Source organism: Lachnoclostridium sp. MSJ-17 (assembly GCF_018918205.1).
GTDB lineage: Bacteria > Bacillota > Clostridia > Oscillospirales > Acutalibacteraceae > Ruminococcoides.
Genome location: NZ_JAHLQB010000070.1, coordinates 1 through 21474, shown reverse-complemented (window position 1 = coordinate 21474; position 21474 = coordinate 1). Strand labels below are relative to the sequence as shown.

Sequence of the window (21474 nt, the reverse complement as noted above, 5' to 3'; positions counted from 1 at the left end):
GCATTTTATAAATAGTTATAATACTAATTCTACTCCGAGATTATAAACTTTTTTACATTCTTTTGGGAACACCGTTTCGTGGCGCAGCTTCTTTTGTTCGGGGTTAAAGATTGACCACTCCCAATCTGTTTTACTGTAGTCCTTCAACTGGAGTGTGTTTCCGCTGACGAAAATTTTTGTCGGTCCGACAAAGCGATTAAATACGTTTTGATAATTTTGCAGAAGCCCCATATACGCTGTATCGGGCGCGTTGCTCGTCATAATAAGCAACACGGAAATACGCCTTTGATTGCAGCAGGGTGTTCCGGCTTTGTAGGTCAGATTCTGAAAAATCAGGCGTTCATACAACGCGCGGAAGGAAGCCGTCATATCTCCGAGATAATTCGGAGAGCCTATAATCACGCCGTCAGATTCTCTGATTGCATCCAGCACAGGCGTTAATCCGTCACGGCAAATACAATGCCCCTTAAACTTTTCTTTCTTGCAACCGAAACAGGAGATACAACCTGTGTACCGCTCCAAGCGGAATAAATTAAATTTCTCGACCTCGGCTCCTGCCGACTTTGCGCCTTTAATCGCTTCATTAATCAGCATATCAGTGTTCCATCCCTTACGAGGTCCCGCGTTGACTGCTACGATTTTTTTGCTCACATAATCCTCCTACTCATTCGCTTCGATAATATCCTTCAGCGAGATATTTTCATTGCGGAAACGCACCTCGCTTTTCTCGTTTTTCATATGAATCGCGTTCTGCGGACAGTTATGCAGGCAGGCGTAGCACACCTCACAGCGATTTGCAAAACGCACCTTATCCGTGACCGTGATATTGTCGGCAGGACATACCTTCGCGCAAATACCGCAGCGGGTGCAGTTGTCGGTAACAATATATCCCTGCGCGGTATCCTTGCACAAAATCAGCTTTGCGAGCATTTTCTGATACATAGCCATCTGCGCTTTGTCCGCAGCGGTGATTTTAACAGGCGTTTCAACTCTGCTCGCAATATCCGAGAGGAGCTTTTTGATTTGTCCTTCCACGTTCTTCTTCGGAAGGGTGTCAATCTGATTCTGCATTTCAAAACCGGGCAGATAGTTATCCACCATTTGAATAGCGTTGATATAGCTGAGCTTCAACCCCTTTTCACGGCACACTTGCTCAACATGAGCGAACGCCGCGGCGTAGCCCATACCGTAGGTATAGACAAAGAAAAAATAATCCGTTTTGATTTTTGCCTTTGACAGAAAATCCTTTACCATCATAGGCATTTCAACGGCATAGACAGGCGCGACAATTCCAACTGCGTCATCAGTGATTTCAATATCGTTCTGCTTCATCAGCTGAGGAATCGAAAGCAGCGTACCGCCGATTCTTTTCGCAACATACAGGCAGTTGCCCGTAGCGCTGAAATAACAAATTGTCATAGAATTTACCTCTTTATTTCAAATAAAGCTGTCACAGATTTGACAGCCTTATCTTTCCGTTGTTATTTTGCCGCAGCTTCAACGCCGCGCATCAGTCTGTCCATAATCACGCTGACCGGCTCAATCGCGTGAATCAGCGAGATACCAAGACCGAAGGACGCGAAGCCCTTGGGAATACGCCGATCACCTCTTTTTTGTAGTTCATCAGCTTTTTCCAGTCGATACTGCCGTTTTGGTCAATACACAAACCCTTATATCTTTCCAAGCCTTCCAGATACTCAAACGGACCGTCAAGAAGAATTTTCGCGTCACAGCCGTAATTCGGGCAAGCTCCGCCCGGTAAATCCTTCTCAACTACCGCCACTTTCTTTCCCGCAAGTGCCATCGTTACAACAGCGTGCCATGCGGCGTGACCGCTTCCTATAAAAATCACATCATACATAATGTTACTCCTTTTCATCTTTTTAGAAAAAAGGCTGACGTATGCTTACTGCGCAACGCCAGCCTTAAGTAAAGTTTATTTCTCAGCGGGTTCCCACTTGCATCTTACGGGAGACACAATGGTACCGTCCTTTTTCATAGCGGCGAAAGCCTTGTCTACGACCTTACGGTCAAGACCGGTCAGCTCCGCGACCTTGCCAGCGTTCAGCGGAACGCCTGCCTTTTTCATCGCTTCTAAGATCATTTCTTTTTCGTTCATGATATTCTCCTTAAAACTGAATCACTTCAGGCTCTTCGGTAAACGAGCTGAAGGTAGCTGTCGCGTTCTTGAAATACAGCATCTGCATATTATCATCGTCAGCGCTGTACATCGGCTTTAATGACGGCATTTTATCAAGCATGGCAACCTTGACGTCACGGTTGTCATCATTGACAAGCTCTCCAGCGATACGCAGCCACTTGCCGCCCTTGAAAGCGCATATCTCCACCTTCGGATTTGCGGCGATTTGCTTGGAAACGGGCTTGACCTTGCCGGTCTGAATGTACAGTTTTCCATCATACAGGAGTGCTGTGCCAAACGCCCTTACTCTCGGCTGGACGCCCTCAACAGTAGCGAGATAGTAGGTATGAACCTCATCTAAAAACTGATAAACTCTCTCAATACCATTCATGACTGTTTCTCCCTCTTATTAGCCGAGCTGCTCGATCAGATAGTTTTCGTAGCCGATTCTTTCGATAATGCCCAGATGTTTTGCCACCCAAGCCCTATGCTCTGACTCACACTCAACAAAGCTTTCTACCAGCTTTCTGGTGATGGAGTCATCTGTGAGGGAAGCAGCAATCTTTTCGAGCTCTTCAACGCCCTGCTGCTCCTTAAAGCCGTCGTCCCAGTCCTTCAGGAGATCCTTAATTTCACTAAAAATCGGCTGTTCAAAGCATCCAAACACAGGTTTGCCGCCAAGGGCAACGACTCTTTCTGTGCATTTTTTTGCTTCCTCCAGCTCCTCCTCAGCTTCTCCTTTGCATAAATCTGCGAACTTTCCAAAGCCCTGCGCACGGAAGGTTGCCTCATGGATATAATCAGCCTGCGAGCTGGAATACCAAGCCATTGCATAATCATTGAGCATCTTAATCTTTTCTTCTAATGTCATAATAAAAACCTCCTGATTTTTTATTTAGTAGATTATTGCTGTGCTGTGTCTTGTTGTGCACAACTATATATTAACCGAAAATCCGCCTCAAGTCACGTTATAATTTATGATTTTTATAACATAACTTTATAAATTTGCCAAATTATAAAGTTTTTTTACTCACACAAAAACGGTCTCAAAATATCGGGCATACTCTTCTCCATAAACTGCGCTGCCTGTTCAAAAGATACGTCCGATTTCTCTGTAAGCCATTCATACAGATACTGATTCGTACCGTAGCAATATATCTTTGTGACGGAGATCAAATCCTCAGGACAATTTTCAATTCCGAGCTTTTTCTTTATTTCGTTTTTTATGAACTCAATATTCATTTCGGACATCTGGAACATAAACGATTCGCGCCCGCCGGTGTGCTTTAATGCGTTCACCATAAACTCACGGTTTTCGGCATAAAACCTCATACCGTCCAAAAGCGTATCCTTCCATACATATCCATTCTGACCGATTTTTCCGATAAATTGACCGGCAAGCCTTGCGTATATCCACGCGATCATATCGTACTTGTCTTTAAAATATCGGTAAAATGTAGGCTGAGTTACCTCGCAGTTCTTCACGATATTCGCAATGGTTATTTTATTGATAGGCTTCTTTTCTGCCAGCTCCAGAAAAGATTCCGCTAACAGTTCCTTAGTTGACTTTTTCTTCATACAGTTTACCTCTTACATAAAAACATAACTTAATTATAAACTTAATATAAGAAAAAATCAATAAAACCAAGGCTATTAGCCCTTAATGCTACTGTACATATAATTCACACCACCCAAAAAACTATTATACTCACATTAAATAAGCACTCAATTGTTAAAATAAACAACCAAGTGCTTTCTATTATATTTCAATCTTCCCGTGCTTTTCTTCATACTTCTCAATCGCGTCACGAATCAGAATCAAAATCTGACTATTTGCCGAGCGACCTTCATAGTCAGCGACAACGTGTAATTTGTTGAGCATTTCTTCATCAATTCGTATAGATAAACTCTTAACAGCCATAAATAAACCTCGTTTCGTATTTATTATGGCTTTATTTTATGCCTATTATGTGGTACAATGTTAGATGTAGGCACATAATATATCTAATATATATCTAATGAGGCGGATATGAAGAAAGCGTGTTGCGGTTTTGGACACAGAAATGTGTTTGAAAATATAAGTGATAAACTTGATCAAGCAATAGAATCAGCTATACAACAAGGCTGTGAGATATTCTACACGGGAGCGATGGGAGATTTTGACAGCCTATTTTCTTCTGCTATTCATACAAAAGCCAAAGTCAAGAGAATCAAGATAAAGGAGGTCTGAGTTATGGCTACAAAGATTACATACACACAACAGGGTGATTATTTACTGCCTGATCTGAAGTTACCTGAACAACCAAAAGTTGAAATCGGAATTTGGGGTAAGCGGCATTTGCGGTATATCAAGCAACATCACCCTATTATATATACCAATCTGTTGACGAGTTGTAAGCTCACCACCTATCTCGCCGATATTGATGAAGAAGCAACCGAGATGTTCGATAGGCTTGTCAAACAACTTGCGGAGTGTGAAGGCGTGACGGAACTGCTCAAAGCAGAAAACCAAATGCTGTGGGTGCGGAAAATGAACAATATCCGTAATCGTGCAGTAGAAATTGTGAACAATGATTTAATATACACATAAAGTTAGCCCGACAGTCATACTGAGAGTGACTGTCGGGCTTTGGTATAGTTAGGTTATTAACTTTGTGCGGATTTCATCATTTCTTTGCCCGCGTTCCAAGCCTTGCCGACTTTTTCGCCGCTGACGTAATAGCCGCTTTGGAACTGATCGAAGATCAATGCGTTCAGCTTTTCGGGATTAACTTTGCCGTTGTCGTCAAGGACTTTTCCATCAGCGCAGACATTGACGATTGTGCCGACTACCGCGTGGAGATGTTCTGTTTCAACTATCTCGGCGAGCTCGCACTCCATTGTTAAGGGGAACTCTTCAACGACCGGAGCGTTGACGAACTTGCTCTTTGTCGCGTGACAGCCCGACTTTTCAAACTTATCAGGCATCTTGTTACCGGTGGCGATACCGAAGAAGTCCGCCTCAGCCATATGAGCCTTGTCCGCAAGCGCGACGGTGAACGCTTTGCTGACCCTTATATTCTGCGTAGTCTTGTGACCTTCGCTGATAATGAGGGCGATTTTATCCATACCACAAATCGTACCCCAAGCCGTGTTCATCACACAGGGCACTCCGTTTTCATCATAAGCCGCTACCATCAGCACGGGCATCGGGTATAAAGCGGGCATTGAGCCTAAATCTTTTTTCATTTTGTTTTCCTCCTGAGTTTCAATAATTTGCTTAGATAATTGCCAATGACGGCAAATAAAGTCATCACCGCTAAATAGTCGGCGATGAACAACACTCTCGATTCGCTGAAATCAAAAAACGCGAACATCGTCCTGCCACTCATATATCCCCAAAAACCTCTTTTGATAAATACATAGATTCCGTATGCGGCGATCAGAATAAACACTGCGCGTCCGCTCCACTTCATTACATCAAAGCTCTTTTTGCTTTTCAACGGTCGGATTATCTGCTCGGTATGCAGTCCGAGATGCAGGCTCAGCAGCACATAGCACCAGTAAGCACAAATTATATGAATTGTTCTCGCTGTTGCAGCTACACCTTTTAGCTGTAAAAAAGTATAGATGTGCTTTGAAAGGGCAATTCCTGTCAACGGCTGTAAAAACATCACAATCAACAGAATGATATTAAATACTGTGATGAATACCCGGTAGGGATTATATTTGCCGCGTGGGATCGCTTTCCACCATTTCAAGTGGAGCAGATGGTGGACGATGAACAGCACAAAGATAACCGAGCCGACGATCTCGTGGAATTCCTCGCCAATCAGCGAATATGCCATCAAAAGCGGCATTAACACCGTCATCAATATGTCAATGACAGTGTTAGCCGTTTTTCTTATTTTCATCTTATTCATTTTCGTGAATATCAAAAGCGCTGAGGAGCCATTCGCCCACACCCGGTGCGTCGGGATCGTGATTGCCTTTACCTGTATCGAGCGCGCGGATAGCGTTCATCTCGTCCTCGGTCAGCTCAAAATCAAAGATTTCCATATTGCTCTTGATACGCTCGGGCTTTGTGGATTTCGGGAATATGATAATACCTTCCTGATTTTCAAAGCGGAGAATCACCTGACCGGCGTTCTTTCCGTATTTCTCTGCATTTTCAGTGATTACGGGATTAGTAAGCAAATCAGCTCTGCCCTGACCGAGCGGAGCCCATGCTTCGAGCTTCACATCGTTTTCGGCGAGGATCTTACGCAGCTCCTTTTGCTGACAATACGGGTTGAACTCGACCTGATTTACAGAGGGCATTGTATCAAAACCGGGAGCAAAGCTGTTCCAGATTTTCGGTGTCATATTGCTTACGCCGATAGATCTGATTTTGCCTGCCTTCTTCGCTTCTTCCATCGCTCGCCACGCTTCGTCAACTTTTCCGTAGGGCTGATGAATGAGATACAAGTCCATATAGTCTGTCCCGAGCCTTTTAAGCGATGTGTCTATTGACTTCTTTGCGTCCTCATACGCGAAATCCTGAAGCCACATTTTACTTGTGATCCAGATTTCCTCACGAGGAATACCGCTGTCCTTAACAGCCTGACCAACCTCCTGCTCATTAAAGTAAGCGACCGCCGTATCAATGTGACGTATGCCGAGCGAGAGCGCGGTCTTGACCGCTTCGTAGGTGCTTCCGTCGGGTGGAATCTGAAAGGTGCCGAACCCGATCGCGGGGATTTTATTGCCGTCGTTTAATGTAATATACTTCATAGTAATTCTCCTGTGTTTTTGCTTACAGCGACTCTGTAAGAATTGTTACGAGGTCGTCCTCAAGAAGCGGGAACCATGCTTCTTCCAAACCTTCGTTAACAGCGATATGATGAGCCATTTCTCCGATCCTGCTGTCGTCAATTCCGACGTCCTTCAGATGCATAGGGATATTTATCGACTCAAAGAATTTGTATGTCGCGTCAATTGCCTGATTCGCTATTTCAAACTTATCCTGATTTGCGTCTATACCAAACACATTCACGCCGTATTTTACAAAGCGGTCAACGGTCTTTTCGCAGAGGATATGTTTCATCCAGCGCGGAGTGATAATAGCAAGTCCCTCGCCGTGAGTGATGTCATAGTAAGCGCTGAGGGCGTGCTCGATGCCGTGGCAGGGCCAGCCGGAATAGCTGCTGCCGAGCGCGTAAATCCCGTTACAGCCGTAGGTGCAAGTCAGCATCATTTCGGCTCTCGCGGTATAATCCTCGGGATTTTCAAGGCACTTTACGGCGTTTGTCATAAGGCTCTTTAATCCCGCCTCCATAAAGCCGTCGTTTAGGAGAGTTGAATCCTCGCAGAAATACTGCTCCATAATATGATTCATCGCGTCAGCGCAGCCGGCCGCCGTCTGCTTTTTAGAAACCGTGAAGGTGTATGTCGGGTCGAGGAAAGAAACGGCAGGAAAGTTATGACTGTCCATATAACCGATTTTGTCGTTTGTCTCGGTGCGTGAGATAACGCCTCCGCAGTCATACTCGCTGCCCGTTGCGGCAAGGGTGATGATATCTACAATCGGGATCGAATCCGTAGCAAACGCTTTATAGGAAATAAGATCCCACGGATCGCCGTCATACTTTGCGCCTGTCGCAATCGCCTTTGAGCAGTCGAGCACGCTTCCGCCGCCTACCGCAAGGATAACGTCAATGTCGTTTTCCTTACAGATTTTTACGCCGTCGAGCACACTCGGATCATACTTCGGGTTCGGCTGAATACCCGCAAGTTCAAAGATTTCAAAGTCCTTTAAAAGCTCCTTTACCTTGTCATATAATCCAAGCTTCTTGATACTGCCTCCGCCGTAAGTGAGCAGTATTTTTTTGCCGAATTGCTCCATAACATCAGGGAGCTGTTTAACAACTCCTTTGCCGAAGATAAGTCTTGTCGGTGTCTGATAATCAAAATTTTGCATATTGAAACCTCCTGTATAGTATAATCAGTAGCCCAGACCTGTGAGCCATTCTGTGACCTTATCTTTTGAATCAGTGTTTTCAATGTCTCCGCCGCGAATTGGCAAACCTTCCAAAACTTTCGCGTTAGGTTCCTCGGTTTTGATCTGGTCGTAGGTGCCGCCGTCGCCCGAGCCCTCGTGGGTATTGAAGGGAATGATTGTTTTACCACTGAGATCGTAGGTATCGAAGAAGGTGCGCATGATCATAGGAAGCTCATACCACCAAATCGGATAACCGATGAAAATCGTATCGTAATTCTCAGGGTTGAATTGCAGCTCTTTGAACTTCGGACGGTCGCCGTTGTCGCGTTCGGCTTTTGCTTTATCTGCCGTTTCGTTGTAGTCCTCGGGATACGCCTCAACAGGCTCAATGCGTTCTATATCGCCGCCGATTTTGTCGTGAATATAGTTCGCCATCTTTTCGGTATTATTGCTCCACGAGAAGTAGACGATCAGCGTTTTGCCGTCTGTCGAAGTGTTATTGGCGCTTGATGTGTCGCCTGTTTTAGTTTCCGATGTTGAAGTTTCAGTTTTAGAATTGGTGTCGCCGCTTGTGCCGCCGCACGCGGCAAGGGAAAATATAAGAATCGCTGCGAGAAAGATCGCTATCACTTTTTTCATTTAGTTGTCCTCCTGATTGTTATATTATTAAGCCATTTTTCTACTTTATCTTTACAATCACGCTCCGCTTCCGACATTTCGATTGGTAAGCCTTTGAGGACTTTTGCGTTCGGCTCAAGCTCGGCGATCGTGCGGTAGGTACCTCCGTCACTTGAACCCATATGCGTGTTGAACGGGATAATTGTCTTGCCGCTGAAATCGTATTCATCGAACAGCGTGTAGATGATCATCGGGAAGGTGTACCACCACATCGGGTAGCCTATGAAGATGTTGTCGTAGCCGTCAACGTCGATCTCGTTTTTGATAGCGGGACGCATATCCTCATCGTGTTCCTTTTTTGCGTAACGCGCGAGAGAGTTGTAGTGGTTACGATTGCTGTCGTAGGGTGTGACAGGCTCGATCTCAACTAAATCCGCGCCTGTCTGAGCGGCGATTTCCCGCGCGACTGCCTTTGTGCTTTCGTACACAGAAAAGAATAACACTAAACTTTTTGACATTTTATCCACCTCAGTTATATGTTTCTATTGATTGCAATTATATTATATGTTATAATTCAGTAAAAGTAAAATGCTATTTAGTTATGAAAATATAACTGTTGGTTATATGCTTGGTTATATGTGAGGTTATTATGATCGAAATCTATCTGCTTGAACAATTAGCCGCGTTCGCAAAATGCGGCACACTCTCAAAAGCCGCCGAAGAACTGCTCATCAGCCAGCCCGCGCTGAGCCGCTCAATGAAAAAGTTAGAGGACGAGCTGGGCGTAAAGCTCTTTGTGCGTGAGAATAAAAAAATCTCTCTGAATGAAACGGGAAAGCTCGCGGCGGCTCTCGCTCAGTCGCAGGTGAATCAGAACAGGGAAATGATAAGCCGTATTATTGAATTTGACCGCAGTCTGCGTTCGATTCATATCGGCTCGTGCGCGCCTCAGCCTATGGCGGAGCTTATGCCGATTCTTCAGGATCACTTCGGAGATATGACGATTTCCTCCGAGCTCGTGTACGGAGAAAAGCTCATAAACGGGCTGAAAAAAGGCGTATATAATCTGGCGGTTTTCAGGGAAACGGTCAATGACAAGACTCTGTTCTTTCAGCGCTACATCTCCGAGCACCTGTATATCTGCGTTCCCGAAACTCACAGGCTTGCCGATAAAGACAGCGTAAAATTCTCCGACTTAAACGGCGAGCGCTTCCTGCTTTATCAGCATATCGGATTCTGGAAAACCGTGTGTGAGGAATATATGAAGGACACGACCTTCCTGATCCAGCCCGACCGTGACACCTTCGCCGACTTGGTGGGAAACACTGACTATCCCGCTTTCGCATCCGACAGAATTATCGCCGAGGACTACAGAATGGAAGGCAGAGTGTTCATACCAATAGATGAAGAAAAGGCACGCTACACCTTTTATATCGCGTGCCGAACTGAGGACAAGAAAAAGTACGCCGCCTTTTTCAACTCTGTCCGTGGCGAGGTCATCGGCAAATAATATCGTTTTACGGAAGAACAGACCGAGTTGTTATGCTCGGTCTGCTTTTTACTATTTTCTTATAAATTGATTTTCCGATTCGGGTGTATCCGCACTGATGTAACGCTCCGCTTTCATATGAAGGTCGTACTTCTTACGCAGCGCGGCGATTTGCGCCATCATCGGGGAGGCGTGGTGAATATCGAGCGCATCCTGACTGCTCCAACTGTCTATCAGCAGGATAGTCTCGGGATCGTTCATCGGGAAGAAATATTCATAGCGCTCGTTGCCGTCCTCGTTCCTGATAGTTTCGGCAATACCGCTCGCTTCCATTTTTTCGGCGAATTTCCTCGCGGCGTCGCCCTTGCCTGTATAGTATAGATTAATAGTTATGCTCATATCTTTTCTCCTGCGTTTGAACTATGATTTATAGCTCAATATAATACGGACAGATATTCTCAAAATGTCCGTCCTTCATCCTAAAGCCGTTAGGGATAACGCCAAGCTGTTTAAAGCCGATTCTCTCGTACAGGTGACGAGCGTGGATGTTTGATTCAACAACGGCGTTGAATTGCAGAATCATAAATCCGATATCCTTTGCCTGCGCGATACAGTCAAGCACAAGCTTTTCGCCGATATGCCGACCTCGGCATTTAGAGCTGACAGCGTAGCTCGCGTTGCAGATATGCCCGCAGCGCCCGACATTATTCGGGTGCAGGATATACAAACCGACAACCTCCCCGCTGTCATCGACTGCAACTCCGCAATAGCTCTGCTCGGCAAAGAATTCCGCGCCTGTTTCCTCGGTCAAAAGCTCCTCCTGCGGAAAGGCGATACCGTCCTCAACTACTTCATTCCATAGGTTTATCATCTGACATATATCATCATTTTCATATTTACGGATTATCACGTTTTTACTCCTTTTATGTTTCTATTTTTGGATTCACGCTGTTAATCTGTTTTCCGTACCTGTAGATAATCAGGAAAAGCACGAATACAAACGCGACAGTTATTAAGATATTTATCATCATATTTTCCCGAAGCAGCAGCATAAGTGTTATAAACACCGCACTTATCGCTCCCGCTTTAATGAACAGGATGTTGTACTTACTGCAGCGTGCCTTTGCGTGTCGGTTGCCGAGCGCGAACAGACAAATAAAATACAGTATCAGCGAACCGATAAGGAACAGTATCTTCGGAATCAGGCTGATTTCGGTTTCACGCATAAACTCCAGTCCGTTTGTGATGTTGTTCATCGAAAAAATAAGGAAGATGTGCAGCAGCATATATCCGAGTCCGTTAGTCCGCTTATCCCTGTCGATGATATTGTCATAAAACATACCGTAGCTTAAGAACAGCCCGACTACAATCAGAAAAGCCATCAGAGCGAAATAAGTACCGCTGACTGAAAAGCCTCCCTCAAAGTAGGAAGAAATAGCGATAATCATTTCTCCGAAGGTAAAGACAACATAAAGCATAGCGCGCTCGGAAAGATGCGGAAAGTCAACGACATCGGCGCTGTTCTTCTGACCGAAAATCAAAACCGCGCCCATTCCGAACAGTATAGCCGCCAGCGACATCCATGTGTTGCCGAATGTCTGATAGAAAAATATATCCGACGCGACTATAGCGGCTTCTATAAAGAGGATAACAGCCATATGAACAATATGATTTCGGTTATGAGCGTTATCCTTTTGATTACGCAGTTCAAGCAGGTATTGCACACCGATATTTATGAGAATCAGCGCCCACGCGATATGATACTGCGTATGATACGCCTGCCAGTCGGTTCTCGTTCCTTCGCCGATAAAATACAGCAGGAACATATTCACAAACATAAAAATATGCTCCCTTACGCTGTGCCGACCGTAAACATTTATGTAGTAAGTGCTGTAGTTCCAAATCTGGATGATGGCGAGCGTCGTCATCACATAGGAAAGAAACGCGGGCATTGTGACAAAGCCGTTATCAAAGATATGCAACAACTGATTATTCCGCCCGATGATATATACGAAAATCAGGTCATAAATAAGCTCGATGTATTCGACCTTTTTCTCTTTTGGCTGCAAAATCTCCCGAATCATTTGTGTTCCTTTCAAAGCTTATCAGAGATTCTATCTTATAAAATGCGTCGGCTGCCATTTTTCTTTTTCAGGCAGACCGTATTGTTTTTTGCCGAGAGCGATGCTCTTCATCAAGAATGTCATATTACGGGCAAGCACCCTCATCGTTTGCAGTCCTTCCGAATCCTGTTCAGCCTGACCTTTTTCTCTGCCGTGTACGGAGTTCCAATACTGGCTTGACGCTACGGGCATTCCGCAGATGGTAAAATACTTGTTCAGCTCATCAAAGGTTGCCGAGCAGCCTCCGCGTCTTGCTACCGCGACACTCGCGCCGACCTTCATGGTCTTGTCAAAATGAGTGCTGTAGAAAAGTCTGTCAAGGCAGGCGATAAGCGTCGCGTTCGCCGAAGCGTAGTAAACCGGGGTAGCGACAACAAGCCCGTCAGCCTCATCAAACTTCGGTGCAAGCTCATTTACAACATCGTTAAATACGCATTTGCCGTTCTTGAAGCAGGTTCCGCAGGCGATGCATCCGCGTATGTCTTTGTTTCCGATTTGAACAACCTCGGATTCTACTCCTTCGTTATCAAAAATCTTTACCATTTCGTTAACTGCGATCGTGGCGTTGCCGTTCACTCTGGGACTGCCGTTGATAATCAATACTTTCATATTATTCTTTCTCCTTAACAATTCTATTTTTCTTTTTTAAGCTAACGCTCTGAAGCAGTATTCCACCGATTATCAGTACGAGCGCAAATGCCGCGTTAATTGTGATTTGTTCTTTTAAAACGAACCACGAAATGATGATCGAGATAAACGGCACAAGGTAAGCGAGGTTTGCTATTTTGGCGGAATCGCTTGCGCCTTTCAGGGCAATCGCCCATAGCAGATACGCCACAGCGTTGACCACAACTCCGAGCCACGCTATTCCTAACCACTGCACTCCGATAATCGGCTGCCATTTTTCAAAAAACAAGCTCAGCACAAACGAGCACACCGCAGTCGTAAACCAGATCCACATCATAGTGACATTCTGATTAAGGCTGTGCTTTTTGTTGAGCACCGAAAAAAGTCCGTAACAGATCGCCGCCGTAACGCACGCGATGATCCCTAATAATCTGTTACCCGATGCGCTTTCGCCGCTGCCGAGCGTGAGCACTACGATCCCCGCGAATGACACAAGCATAGCAATAATCTTCTTTGCCGTAAACTTTTCTTTGAGGATAATACAGGCGAATATCACTATCATCACCGGCCACAGGTAGTTGAGGATACAAGCCTCCTGTGAGCCGAGCTCGGCTATTCCGTAATAGTAAAGCGCCGAGTACATAAACAGCCCCAGAAAACCCAAGCCTGACATAGTAAGGTAATCCCGAACTTTGTAGCTTTTCATCTCTTTTATTGAGCCGTTAATTATATTCAGAATCAGCAGGAACACAAACGCGAACGCGCTGCTTATCGTGAGTGCCTGAAGGTTTGGAATATCCTGAAGTACAAGCTTTACAACCGTCGCGAGCGTCGACCAGATAAGCACAGTCACTCCTGCGTATATATAGCTTTTTTTAATATATTACTTCCTTTTTGGGTTTCTATATTGAAACAAAACTTATTTTGCAACTACGATCGTGAGCATTTCCAAATCGTCATCGCCTGTGTTTATAATGGTGTGTTCAAATCCTTTCGGGCAGATGTGCATAACGCCCGCTTTCAGTTCTTCTTCCGCGCCGTTACAAATCGCTTTTCCCTTACCGCTGATGATGTAGTTGAGGTCGTCGCCTGAGTTTTGCGTGTGAGTTCCAATACTGCCGCCTTTATGGATTCGGGTGGGAATAATACGATAGTTTTCGTCATTGTACATCTTCACAGTCATCATTCCTGTGCCGTCGTTCATACACGGAATTTTTATCTCCTGAATTTCGTTAAAATCTATTAACATAGTTTGTTATCCTTCCCCGCCGAAGCCGTTGACAACAATATCATCCCACGCTTCTGCGTCGATTTCTTCGTCCTTGAACAGCTTTTTTCTGTCGGCTTCGGTGATATTTTTTATAACTTTGCACGGGTTACCCACAGCGATACTCCACGGAGGAACATCACGGGTAACTACGCTGCCTGCGCCGATGACGGAATTTGAGCCTATCGTAACGCCCGGAAGAACTACCGCATTGCCTCCTATCCAAACGTTATCGCCGATTGTGACGGGTTTTCCGTATTCATAGTATGAACGGCGCGTATCGGGATGTACGGGATGTCCTGCGGTATAAATCGCCACATTCGGCGCGAGCATACAGTTATCGCCGATTTTTACCTTTGCAACATCTATAATCGTACAGTTATAGTTTGCGAAAAACTCCTTGCCGACTTCAATATTAAAGCCGTAATCGCAGTAAAACGGCGGATTGATAAATGCTTCGTCCGACTTGCCGAGCAGCTGTTTAACTACTTCCTTTATACCGTCAAAATCGGAACGATCCATAAAATTGAGCTGCTGTAAAATCTTACGGCACTCCGCCTGCTGAGCGAATGCCTCGTCGTCGCAAACATATGCTAAGCCCTTATCTCTGCGTTCAATCTGGTTCATAGCGTCCTCCAAATATTTACTGATTTTATGATACCAGAAATCAGAATAATTGTCCACAAAAAATCTCCGCATGGATTTAATCCAAACGGAGATCGGTTTATGGTTCGCATTTGCCGCAGCGGGTACAGCCGTTGCAGATTGGTTTCATTCCGCAGGTTTGGCACTTCTCACCGAAATAGGGTTTGTAGAAATTCTCATTGGCAATTTTGAAGCCGAGCTGACGGGTTAGCTTGAAGTTAATCGGTTTGCCTTGAAAGCTAAGTCCCGATTTATAAGCTTGATTAGCCTGTAACTCGCTGCCCTCAATTTGATAGAGCTTGCCATCCTTGACAAAGCGTCTGCCTGTGCCGATAAAGGCGAAGGTAACGCCGAACTCTTTGCACTCGTCGCTTAGCTGTTTTACCCATTCATAATGGCAGGGACGCGCGCCCGCATAATTCTCGCCGTCGCAGATGACTTGTTCAAGCTGTCCGCTTTTGAGGTATTCTTTTATGCTGACCGAACCGATAAACGGAGCGCACATAATGCCCTTGTGCTTGAACGGCAGAGAAAGCAGAATCGGGATGCGCTCGTCGGCTCTCCTTTGATTCTCACAGCTAACGTTGAAAAAGACATTCTCCCAACCGTCGTCCCAATCACTCGGTAGGCAATCCCTTACTCTCTGCGGACGTTTCGTCAGCAAGAAGAAAACGACGTCGGGGCGTTGACGGATGATGTTCCACGCTTCATCACGCCACCCGTCTGCTTCCTCAAGGAAAAAATCGGAGGTCATACACACACGGAGCTGTTCGCCGCTTTTGACTTTGTAATGTCCGCTTCTGTCCTTTGACAGCGGATATTTAAAACCCACTTTGGTGCGGTAGATATCCGCGCCGTTCCTGCCGCGCTGAGCGTCAAGAAAATACATATAGCAATTCTCGCAGCCCTCGCTGCACTTTTTGCATCCGTGCCACGGATTCCAGATGTCGTGCATAACCTCACCTCCTTAAAACATTATACAATATCGTTCTTTCTCTGTCTATGAAAAGCTCCGAGTTTTTTCACCCGGAGCCTTTGTTAATTCAAATCTGTTATTACTTTGCCAATGTCGGCATTAACGCAGATTGATTGATCAATTATCTCGTTGGGGCAATAGCTCTCGCCGAGATTCACGCAGATATAGGAAGCGTTTTTATTCTGAGCCGTCAGCTGCCAAAACGGGTATTTGATGATGACAGGCGTATTGCCGCCAACTCCCAATTCAAGATAGGCGATGTTTTTGCCCTTGTTCTCATCAATGAAAGCGTTATACCTTTCAGACGCTTTGTGCCAGCCCTCGTCCTCGACAAATTTGTCGTCAGATCTGAGGTTCATTGTCATCGGCTTTCCGCAGACGGGACAGCGCGGAATAAGCTCAGTCGGGATTCTCATATTATCCTGCTGTTCAATCATCGCGATAACATCGTCGTAGTTGTCGTATGTCTTTTTGTGGCATGGCACGGAGCATTGGAATAACCCATAATCGCCCTGCGTATAGAACAGCCGCTTCTTGTCAAAGCCTGCCATCTGGAACTGATGATCGACATTCGTTGTAAGGACAAAGTAGTTTTTATCCTTTACGAGCCTGAGCAAATCATCATATACAGGCTTGGGCGCTTTTTCGTAGCGGTTAATCAAAATAAAACGGCTCCAATATGCCCAGAAAACCCCGGGAGGATAACGCATAACCATAAACCCGCCGGAATACATATCGGTAATTCCGCACTTCTCGGCAAAGTCGGAAAAGTGCTTGTAGAACCGCTCACCCGAATATGTCATTCCTGCCGAGGTGGACAACCCCGCGCCCGCGCCGATAACAACCGCGTCGGCGTTATTGAGCTTTTCTCTTATCTGTTCAATCTGCTGAGAGTAATTCTCGGTAGAGTTCGTAATCGTAATCCTTGAAAACATTGAATATCACCTCAATTTCGTGTTCTTTCTGATATTCTTTTACGGTATTGACCGCGATCTGCGCGGCTATATCGTTTGGGAAGTGAAACTCGCCCGTGCTGATACAGCAGAACGCTATACTTTTCAGATCATTCTTCACAGCTTCATTCAGGCAGGAGAGGTAACAGCTTTTGAGCAGCTCGCAGTCTTCGTCCGTGAGCCTGCCGCTGACAATCGGTCCTACTGTGTGGATAACATACTTGCACGGCAAGTTATAAGCGGGTGTGATTTTCGCCTGACCTGTCGGCTCCTCGTGACCTTGCTTCCTCATCATCTCATAACAGGCATTACGGAGCTGAACGCCCGAAAAGGTATGGATTGCATTGTCGATACAGCCGTGACACGGGCAGAAGCAGCCGAGCATTTGTGAGTTCGCGGCATTAACAATAGCGTCGCATTTCAGCGTGGTAATATCACCCTGCCAAAGATAGATGCCCTTTTGCACAGGCTTTAAGTCAGCAATATCGGTAATGCCCTTGCGCGCGTTTTCTTCCTGCAAATACCCGTCCTGAATTGTTGTAAATTCCTCGCTGACAGGTTTCGGCATACGGATATTGAAGAGCGAGCGCAGAAGTCGCTTTTGACTATATTCATCTTGTGGAATAACAGTCGCTTCGCCTCGTTCAGCAAGTATATAATTTAATAAAAATATCCTTCTTTCTGCCTGTGTCATAGTATCATCTTCTTTCTGTTGATCGTTTAGAAACACCTTTGCTTTCGTTCTTTTTTGCAGCGCTCAATATTTCCGCAGCGATAACACAACTCGTTATCGCACATTCCGTCGTTGTTGTAATATGAAAGGATGTTGTTTACGGTAGTCTCCGCAATATTGTTCAACGCATCTTCGGTAAGGAACGCCTGAAGTGACGTAACGATCACGTTCGGCATCGAGATAAGGAGCGAGAGCAGCTCGTCGTCCATAATGTGTCCGGAGCGATCCTCAAAGAAAATATCCGCTTCTTCCTCATATACATCCAGACACGCCGCGCCGATTTTTCGGCTCTTGATACCGTCAAGCAGCGCCTCAGCGTCTATGAGCGCGCCGCGCGAGGTGTTAACGATCACAACGCCCTTTTTCAATAGCAGCGCTGTTTATCATATGCTTCGTGTCATCCGTCAGCGGACAATGTAGAGAGATCACGTCGCTTTCGGCGAAAAGCGTTTCGAGTGAAACATAGTCAATGCCATCTACGGGATACAGATCGTATGCGATAACCTTCATTCCGAAGCCGCGGCAAATATCAATGAAAATCCGCCCGATCTTGCCGGTACCGATAACGCCGACGGTCTTTCCGTGCAGGTCGAAGCCTGTCAATCCGCTGAGCGAAAAATTGAATTCTCTTGTCCGGTTATACGCTTTATGGATACGGCGCACGGAGGTCAGCAGCAGAGCTACAGCGTGTTCGGCTACGGCGTATGGAGAATATGCCGGAACGTGAACAACGTGTATCTTGCCGAAAGCCGCACGGACGTCAACATTGTTATATCCTGCACTCCGCAGAGCAATCAGCTTAACTCCGTAAGTATATAACCGCTCGATCACATCGGCGTCAACCGAATCGTTGACGAAAACGCATACCGCATCACAGCCCTCAGCGAGTGCGGCAGTATCCTTGTTCAGTTTCGTTTCAAGAAAACGGAATTGAATATCGTGTAAAGCGCCGTAATGCTCAAATGACGGCTTATCGTATGCTTTGGTATCGTAAAATGCAACCTTGATCATTTCGTTATCCTCCGATTCTTTTATCTTTTTTCTACAGCCCCAACGGGACAAACATATTTACAATTGCCGCAATGCAGACAGTTCTCCTGACGGATTACCGCAGGAGTAACGCTCAAATCAATGCAGCTTTGAGGACAAACGTCCAAGCAACTCCCGCAGCCGATACAGTTATCATTGATAAAATATCCGCTTTTTGCGGTTTCTGCTTTTCCGAATGTAAAGCTCGCGCGCTCGATCGGTATTTTACTGAGATCAAACCATTCTCCGCTGCCCTCGTATATCTGAAAGACCGTCAGCGCCTTTCGGGATTCCTCTGTCGGGTATATCTCATTCATATACGGATTCTTTTGGAAAAGCTCCGGTATTTTCTCAAAGCCGATTTCTCTGACCTTGCCCCGAACAGATACCGCCACGCTCGACATCGTATCCTCGCCCTTCATAGCGGTAAGAGCAAGAAACTCTCTGGTGATAAGCCTGTCATAAAAAGCCTTGCCTTTTGCGGTGAGAAAATACAGGCTGTTTTCGTCACAATCCATCATATCGATTGCACAGGTGACGGGTAACCCTTCGCTATCCACTGTTGCGACAATGGTTCTGTGTATCTCGTTGACGATATATTTCAGATAATCTGCTGCGATCATAGTTATGCTCCTTTGTATCGCATAATTGTTTTTTCTATTATACAGAAAACCCCGCGATTATTCAACCGCGAGGCTTCATTTTTGCGAAAACTTGGTTACTTTCTTACTACGCTGATTCTCTGCTGAATATGGTCGCCGTTTTCGATTTCATCAACCATAGCGATAGCGTAGTCGGCGTAGGAAATAATGCTTTCGCCTTTTTCGTTGAGAGTAAGCTCCTCGCCGCCGAGGATATACTCGCCCGTTCTCTCACCATCAGCCTGAAAATCACCGGCGGGGCTGATGAATGTCCACTTAACATCGTTTCTCTTACGCAGCTCGTCAAGCTCCGCACCCTGCGCGTTCGCTAAAGGAAGGAACATAGCCGGGAAGTCGGGAGCGTCCTTGACCTGAACAGTATGCTCGGGATTCACATAAAGAGAGCCTGCGCCGCCAACGATCAACAGACGGGTATCGCTGCCTCTGAGAAGATCACACAAATACTGAGACGTCTTGATGTGCATCGGCTGCTCTTCGTCTGTCCACGCGCCGAAGCCGTCAACTACAGCGTCAAAGCCCGCAAGATCTTCCTTAGTAAGATCCATAATGTCCTTTTTAACATAATCCTTTGCAACGGTTTTGTTTTCATCGTCACGTCCGAACGCCTTAATCTTAAAGCCTCTGTCAAGCGCTTCCTTGATGACTTTCTGTGCTACTCTGCCGTTTGCTGCTACAACTGCGATTTTCATAATATTTTCCTCCGTAAATTGATTTTGCTTTATTGTAACCCTGCTTGTTACAACCATAATATAACACACATTTATTGTAATGTCAATAGTTACAACAAAAGTTTTTCAAAAAATTTTCGCACCCTGTTAAGAGTGCGAATTATCTTCTATATATTTTTTGGTATCTGCAAAGATATCTGCAAGCGTAATGCTCTGCATTTCTCTTTCCATAGCTGTTTGAATCTGGTCAAGCCGTCCATCAAGAACAGGATGTATACTTCTGCCGACCGGACATTTCGGATTGGGATTTTCGTGGAAATGGAAGAGCTTGCCGTCCTCAATACTCTCAACAGCATTAAATACATCGAGCAGCGATATTTCATCGGGTGCTTTCGCAAGACTTGCGCCACCCGAACCGCGCTGTACGGTGATAAGCTCGGCTTCTCTGAGCTGCCCGAGAAGCTTACGGATAATAACGGGATTAACTTGGATACTTGAAGCGAGAAAATCGCTTGTTATCTTATGCTCTTCAGAAAAAGTGTCAATACACGAAAATATATGGATCGCAATAGTAAATCTGCTTGAAATCTGCATACTCGTCATCCTTTCAATGAAGAAAGTATAGCACAGCCGTGTTGTAAAGTCAAGTGTTACAACCGTGAAGGTATTATATCTCAATTATTCCGTGTTTTTCCTCATACTTCTCGATTGCGTCACGAATCAGAATCAATATCTGACTATTCGCCGAGCGACCTTCATAGTCAGCGACAACGTGCAGCTTGTTCAGCATTTCCTCATCAATTCGTATAGATAAACTCTTTACAGCCATAACAAAACCTCGTTTCATATTTATTATGACTTTATTTTATGCCTATAATGTGCTATAATGTTTGATATAGGCACATAATATATCTAAAGTGTATCTAATGAGGTCGTTATGAAAGCGTGCTGCAGTTTTGGGCATAGGAATGTATTTGATAATATCAGCGAAAAACTTGATAACGCGGTTGAAGCGGCAATACAGCAGGGCTGCGAGGTGTTTTATACCGGAGCTATGGGAGAATTTGACAGCCTGTTTTCTTCTGCCGTCCGCAAGGCAAAGAAATCTCACCCGCATATTATGCTGATTTGCGTTAAGCCGTATTTTACAAACGACATAAACATCGATAGGGATTTCCTGTGTAGGCTTCAAACTCTTCTATTTCATTCAGCATAGTGTGTTATCCCTTTACAGTATAATTCTTGAGGTAGGTAAATAATGTATGTATAGCAAAATGCCGCTTGCCGAGAGCGACCGCACATTTCAGCGCGTCATCGCCGTTGATTTTGCCGCGCATATATGCAATTACTTCCGATTTTACAATCTTTTCATAATCCATACCGGGATTATTCGTATATCTACCCATAATATTTCGCATCAATTCGCTGTCTGTTTTTCTGCTGACAGCGTTTTTCTTTTGCATATACCTGAATCCGTGAAACTCAAGCAAGCCTAAAACGGGTTACAAGACCCAGATAAGCGCTCGCCCACGCATTGCTCCTACTGACTGACAGAATCAATTGCCGCGCATGTTTGGTAACGTGT

At 45.3% G+C, this 21474-nt stretch carries 32 protein-coding genes and 1 pseudogene; 3 read left to right on the top strand and 30 right to left on the bottom strand.

Annotation, left to right across the window (positions count from 1 at the left end; translation table 11 throughout):
• Positions 1 to 15: 15 nt before the first annotated feature.
• The 8 genes from KQI64_RS06010 to KQI64_RS05975 all read right to left on the bottom strand — a co-directional run bounded on the left by KQI64_RS06010 (position 16) and on the right by KQI64_RS05975 (position 4061).
• Complete coding sequence (locus KQI64_RS06010; RefSeq protein WP_216523813.1) at positions 16 to 651, bottom strand: flavodoxin family protein; 636 nt, start codon at positions 649 to 651, stop codon at positions 16 to 18.
• Positions 652 to 660: 9 nt separating this feature from the next.
• The gene (locus KQI64_RS06005; RefSeq protein WP_216523812.1) at positions 661 to 1419 is read right to left on the bottom strand and encodes an EFR1 family ferrodoxin; all 759 of its coding nucleotides are present in this window, start codon (positions 1417 to 1419) and stop codon (positions 661 to 663) included.
• Between the two features lie 133 nt (positions 1420 to 1552).
• Positions 1553 to 1861 carry an FAD-dependent oxidoreductase gene (locus KQI64_RS06000; RefSeq protein WP_216523811.1) on the bottom strand — a complete coding sequence of 103 codons (309 nt, stop codon included), beginning with the start codon at positions 1859 to 1861 and terminating at the stop codon, positions 1553 to 1555.
• A gap of 75 nt (positions 1862 to 1936) precedes the next feature.
• Positions 1937 to 2119, bottom strand: a complete 183-nt coding sequence (locus KQI64_RS05995) for a transcriptional regulator (protein WP_216523810.1) — start codon at positions 2117 to 2119, stop codon at positions 1937 to 1939.
• A gap of 10 nt (positions 2120 to 2129) precedes the next feature.
• The gene (locus tag KQI64_RS05990) at positions 2130 to 2522 is read right to left on the bottom strand and encodes a pyridoxamine 5'-phosphate oxidase family protein (RefSeq protein ID WP_216523822.1); all 393 of its coding nucleotides are present in this window, start codon (positions 2520 to 2522) and stop codon (positions 2130 to 2132) included.
• A gap of 27 nt (positions 2523 to 2549) precedes the next feature.
• The gene (locus tag KQI64_RS05985; RefSeq protein ID WP_216523809.1) at positions 2550 to 3011 is read right to left on the bottom strand and encodes a ferritin-like domain-containing protein; all 462 of its coding nucleotides are present in this window, start codon (positions 3009 to 3011) and stop codon (positions 2550 to 2552) included.
• A gap of 155 nt (positions 3012 to 3166) precedes the next feature.
• Positions 3167 to 3718, bottom strand: coding sequence for a TetR/AcrR family transcriptional regulator C-terminal domain-containing protein (locus tag KQI64_RS05980; RefSeq protein ID WP_216523808.1), 552 nt, complete (start codon positions 3716 to 3718; stop codon positions 3167 to 3169).
• 181 nt (positions 3719 to 3899) lie between these two features.
• Positions 3900 to 4061 (bottom strand): Arc family DNA-binding protein, encoded by a 162-nt coding sequence (locus KQI64_RS05975; protein WP_216523807.1) that lies wholly within the window; start codon positions 4059 to 4061, stop codon positions 3900 to 3902.
• Positions 4062 to 4169: 108 nt separating this feature from the next.
• On the opposite strand from KQI64_RS05975, the gene KQI64_RS05970 reads away from it, so the two are divergent.
• On the top strand, positions 4170 to 4370 hold the full coding sequence (locus KQI64_RS05970; RefSeq protein WP_216523806.1) for a hypothetical protein: 201 nt from the start codon (positions 4170 to 4172) through the stop codon (positions 4368 to 4370).
• Between the two features lie 3 nt (positions 4371 to 4373).
• Positions 4374 to 4730, top strand: coding sequence for a TnpV protein (locus tag KQI64_RS05965; RefSeq protein ID WP_216523805.1), 357 nt, complete (start codon positions 4374 to 4376; stop codon positions 4728 to 4730).
• A 56-nt stretch (positions 4731 to 4786) separates the two neighbouring features.
• On the opposite strand, the gene KQI64_RS05960 is transcribed toward KQI64_RS05965, so the two are convergent.
• Genes KQI64_RS05960 through KQI64_RS05935 form a run of 6 tightly spaced genes read right to left on the bottom strand, consistent with a single transcriptional unit; the run spans position 4787 to position 9235 of the window.
• Positions 4787 to 5368 carry a flavin reductase family protein gene (locus KQI64_RS05960; RefSeq protein WP_216523804.1) on the bottom strand — a complete coding sequence of 194 codons (582 nt, stop codon included), beginning with the start codon at positions 5366 to 5368 and terminating at the stop codon, positions 4787 to 4789.
• Positions 5365 to 6033 (bottom strand): cytochrome b/b6 domain-containing protein, encoded by a 669-nt coding sequence (locus KQI64_RS05955; RefSeq protein WP_216523803.1) that lies wholly within the window; start codon positions 6031 to 6033, stop codon positions 5365 to 5367. The genes KQI64_RS05960 and KQI64_RS05955 overlap by 4 nt, the downstream gene beginning before the upstream one ends.
• 1 nt (position 6034) lies before the next feature.
• A complete protein-coding gene (locus KQI64_RS05950; protein WP_216523802.1) occupies positions 6035 to 6892 on the bottom strand; it encodes an aldo/keto reductase in 858 nt (285 codons plus the stop codon).
• A gap of 22 nt (positions 6893 to 6914) precedes the next feature.
• Entirely contained in the window at positions 6915 to 8078 is a 1164-nt protein-coding gene (locus KQI64_RS05945) for an iron-containing alcohol dehydrogenase (protein WP_216523801.1), read from the bottom strand.
• 24 nt (positions 8079 to 8102) lie between these two features.
• The gene (locus KQI64_RS05940) at positions 8103 to 8738 is read right to left on the bottom strand and encodes a flavodoxin (protein WP_092968852.1); all 636 of its coding nucleotides are present in this window, start codon (positions 8736 to 8738) and stop codon (positions 8103 to 8105) included.
• A complete protein-coding gene (locus KQI64_RS05935) occupies positions 8735 to 9235 on the bottom strand; it encodes a flavodoxin (protein WP_216523800.1) in 501 nt (166 codons plus the stop codon). The genes KQI64_RS05940 and KQI64_RS05935 overlap by 4 nt, the downstream gene beginning before the upstream one ends.
• Positions 9236 to 9366: 131 nt before the next feature.
• Between KQI64_RS05935 and KQI64_RS05930 the strand changes: the two genes are divergently transcribed.
• Positions 9367 to 10227 carry a LysR family transcriptional regulator gene (locus KQI64_RS05930; protein ID WP_216523799.1) on the top strand — a complete coding sequence of 287 codons (861 nt, stop codon included), beginning with the start codon at positions 9367 to 9369 and terminating at the stop codon, positions 10225 to 10227.
• Between the two features lie 51 nt (positions 10228 to 10278).
• Here KQI64_RS05930 and KQI64_RS05925 read toward each other — a convergent pair whose 3' ends face one another.
• The 16 genes and pseudogenes from KQI64_RS05925 to KQI64_RS05850 form a co-directional block, all read right to left on the bottom strand.
• Complete coding sequence (locus KQI64_RS05925; RefSeq protein ID WP_216523798.1) at positions 10279 to 10605, bottom strand: putative quinol monooxygenase; 327 nt, start codon at positions 10603 to 10605, stop codon at positions 10279 to 10281.
• A 28-nt stretch (positions 10606 to 10633) separates the two neighbouring features.
• Positions 10634 to 11077 carry a GNAT family N-acetyltransferase gene (locus KQI64_RS05920; RefSeq protein WP_216523821.1) on the bottom strand — a complete coding sequence of 148 codons (444 nt, stop codon included), beginning with the start codon at positions 11075 to 11077 and terminating at the stop codon, positions 10634 to 10636.
• Between the two features lie 52 nt (positions 11078 to 11129).
• Entirely contained in the window at positions 11130 to 12290 is a 1161-nt protein-coding gene (locus KQI64_RS05915; RefSeq protein ID WP_216523797.1) for a low temperature requirement protein A, read from the bottom strand.
• A gap of 30 nt (positions 12291 to 12320) precedes the next feature.
• Complete coding sequence (locus KQI64_RS05910) at positions 12321 to 12938, bottom strand: flavodoxin family protein (RefSeq protein WP_216523796.1); 618 nt, start codon at positions 12936 to 12938, stop codon at positions 12321 to 12323.
• Between the two features lies 1 nt (position 12939).
• Complete coding sequence (locus KQI64_RS10620; protein WP_330623032.1) at positions 12940 to 13821, bottom strand: DMT family transporter; 882 nt, start codon at positions 13819 to 13821, stop codon at positions 12940 to 12942.
• Positions 13822 to 13875: 54 nt separating this feature from the next.
• Positions 13876 to 14205, bottom strand: a complete 330-nt coding sequence (locus KQI64_RS05900) for a cupin domain-containing protein (RefSeq protein ID WP_216523794.1) — start codon at positions 14203 to 14205, stop codon at positions 13876 to 13878.
• A gap of 6 nt (positions 14206 to 14211) precedes the next feature.
• A complete protein-coding gene (locus tag KQI64_RS05895; protein ID WP_216523793.1) occupies positions 14212 to 14850 on the bottom strand; it encodes a sugar O-acetyltransferase in 639 nt (212 codons plus the stop codon).
• 97 nt (positions 14851 to 14947) lie between these two features.
• Positions 14948 to 15823, bottom strand: coding sequence for a DUF5131 family protein (locus KQI64_RS05890; RefSeq protein WP_216523792.1), 876 nt, complete (start codon positions 15821 to 15823; stop codon positions 14948 to 14950).
• Between the two features lie 83 nt (positions 15824 to 15906).
• Positions 15907 to 16779 (bottom strand): SIR2 family NAD-dependent protein deacylase, encoded by an 873-nt coding sequence (locus KQI64_RS05885; protein WP_216523791.1) that lies wholly within the window; start codon positions 16777 to 16779, stop codon positions 15907 to 15909.
• A complete protein-coding gene (locus KQI64_RS05880; protein ID WP_092968872.1) occupies positions 16724 to 17491 on the bottom strand; it encodes a protein-ADP-ribose hydrolase in 768 nt (255 codons plus the stop codon). Before KQI64_RS05880 ends, KQI64_RS05885 begins: the two co-directional genes overlap by 56 nt.
• A 26-nt stretch (positions 17492 to 17517) precedes the next feature.
• Positions 17518 to 18541 (bottom strand): annotated as a pseudogene (locus tag KQI64_RS05875) (2-hydroxyacid dehydrogenase).
• Between the two features lie 20 nt (positions 18542 to 18561).
• Positions 18562 to 19182, bottom strand: coding sequence for a 4Fe-4S binding protein (locus KQI64_RS05870; protein ID WP_216523790.1), 621 nt, complete (start codon positions 19180 to 19182; stop codon positions 18562 to 18564).
• A 95-nt stretch (positions 19183 to 19277) separates the two neighbouring features.
• Positions 19278 to 19910 (bottom strand): NAD(P)-dependent oxidoreductase, encoded by a 633-nt coding sequence (locus tag KQI64_RS05865; RefSeq protein WP_216523789.1) that lies wholly within the window; start codon positions 19908 to 19910, stop codon positions 19278 to 19280.
• Positions 19911 to 20036: 126 nt separating this feature from the next.
• Positions 20037 to 20483 (bottom strand): Rrf2 family transcriptional regulator, encoded by a 447-nt coding sequence (locus KQI64_RS05860; RefSeq protein WP_216523788.1) that lies wholly within the window; start codon positions 20481 to 20483, stop codon positions 20037 to 20039.
• A gap of 73 nt (positions 20484 to 20556) precedes the next feature.
• Positions 20557 to 20718, bottom strand: a complete 162-nt coding sequence (locus tag KQI64_RS05855) for an Arc family DNA-binding protein (RefSeq protein ID WP_216523787.1) — start codon at positions 20716 to 20718, stop codon at positions 20557 to 20559.
• Between the two features lie 391 nt (positions 20719 to 21109).
• Complete coding sequence (locus tag KQI64_RS05850) at positions 21110 to 21352, bottom strand: hypothetical protein (protein WP_216523786.1); 243 nt, start codon at positions 21350 to 21352, stop codon at positions 21110 to 21112.
• Positions 21353 to 21474: the final 122 nt, after the last annotated feature.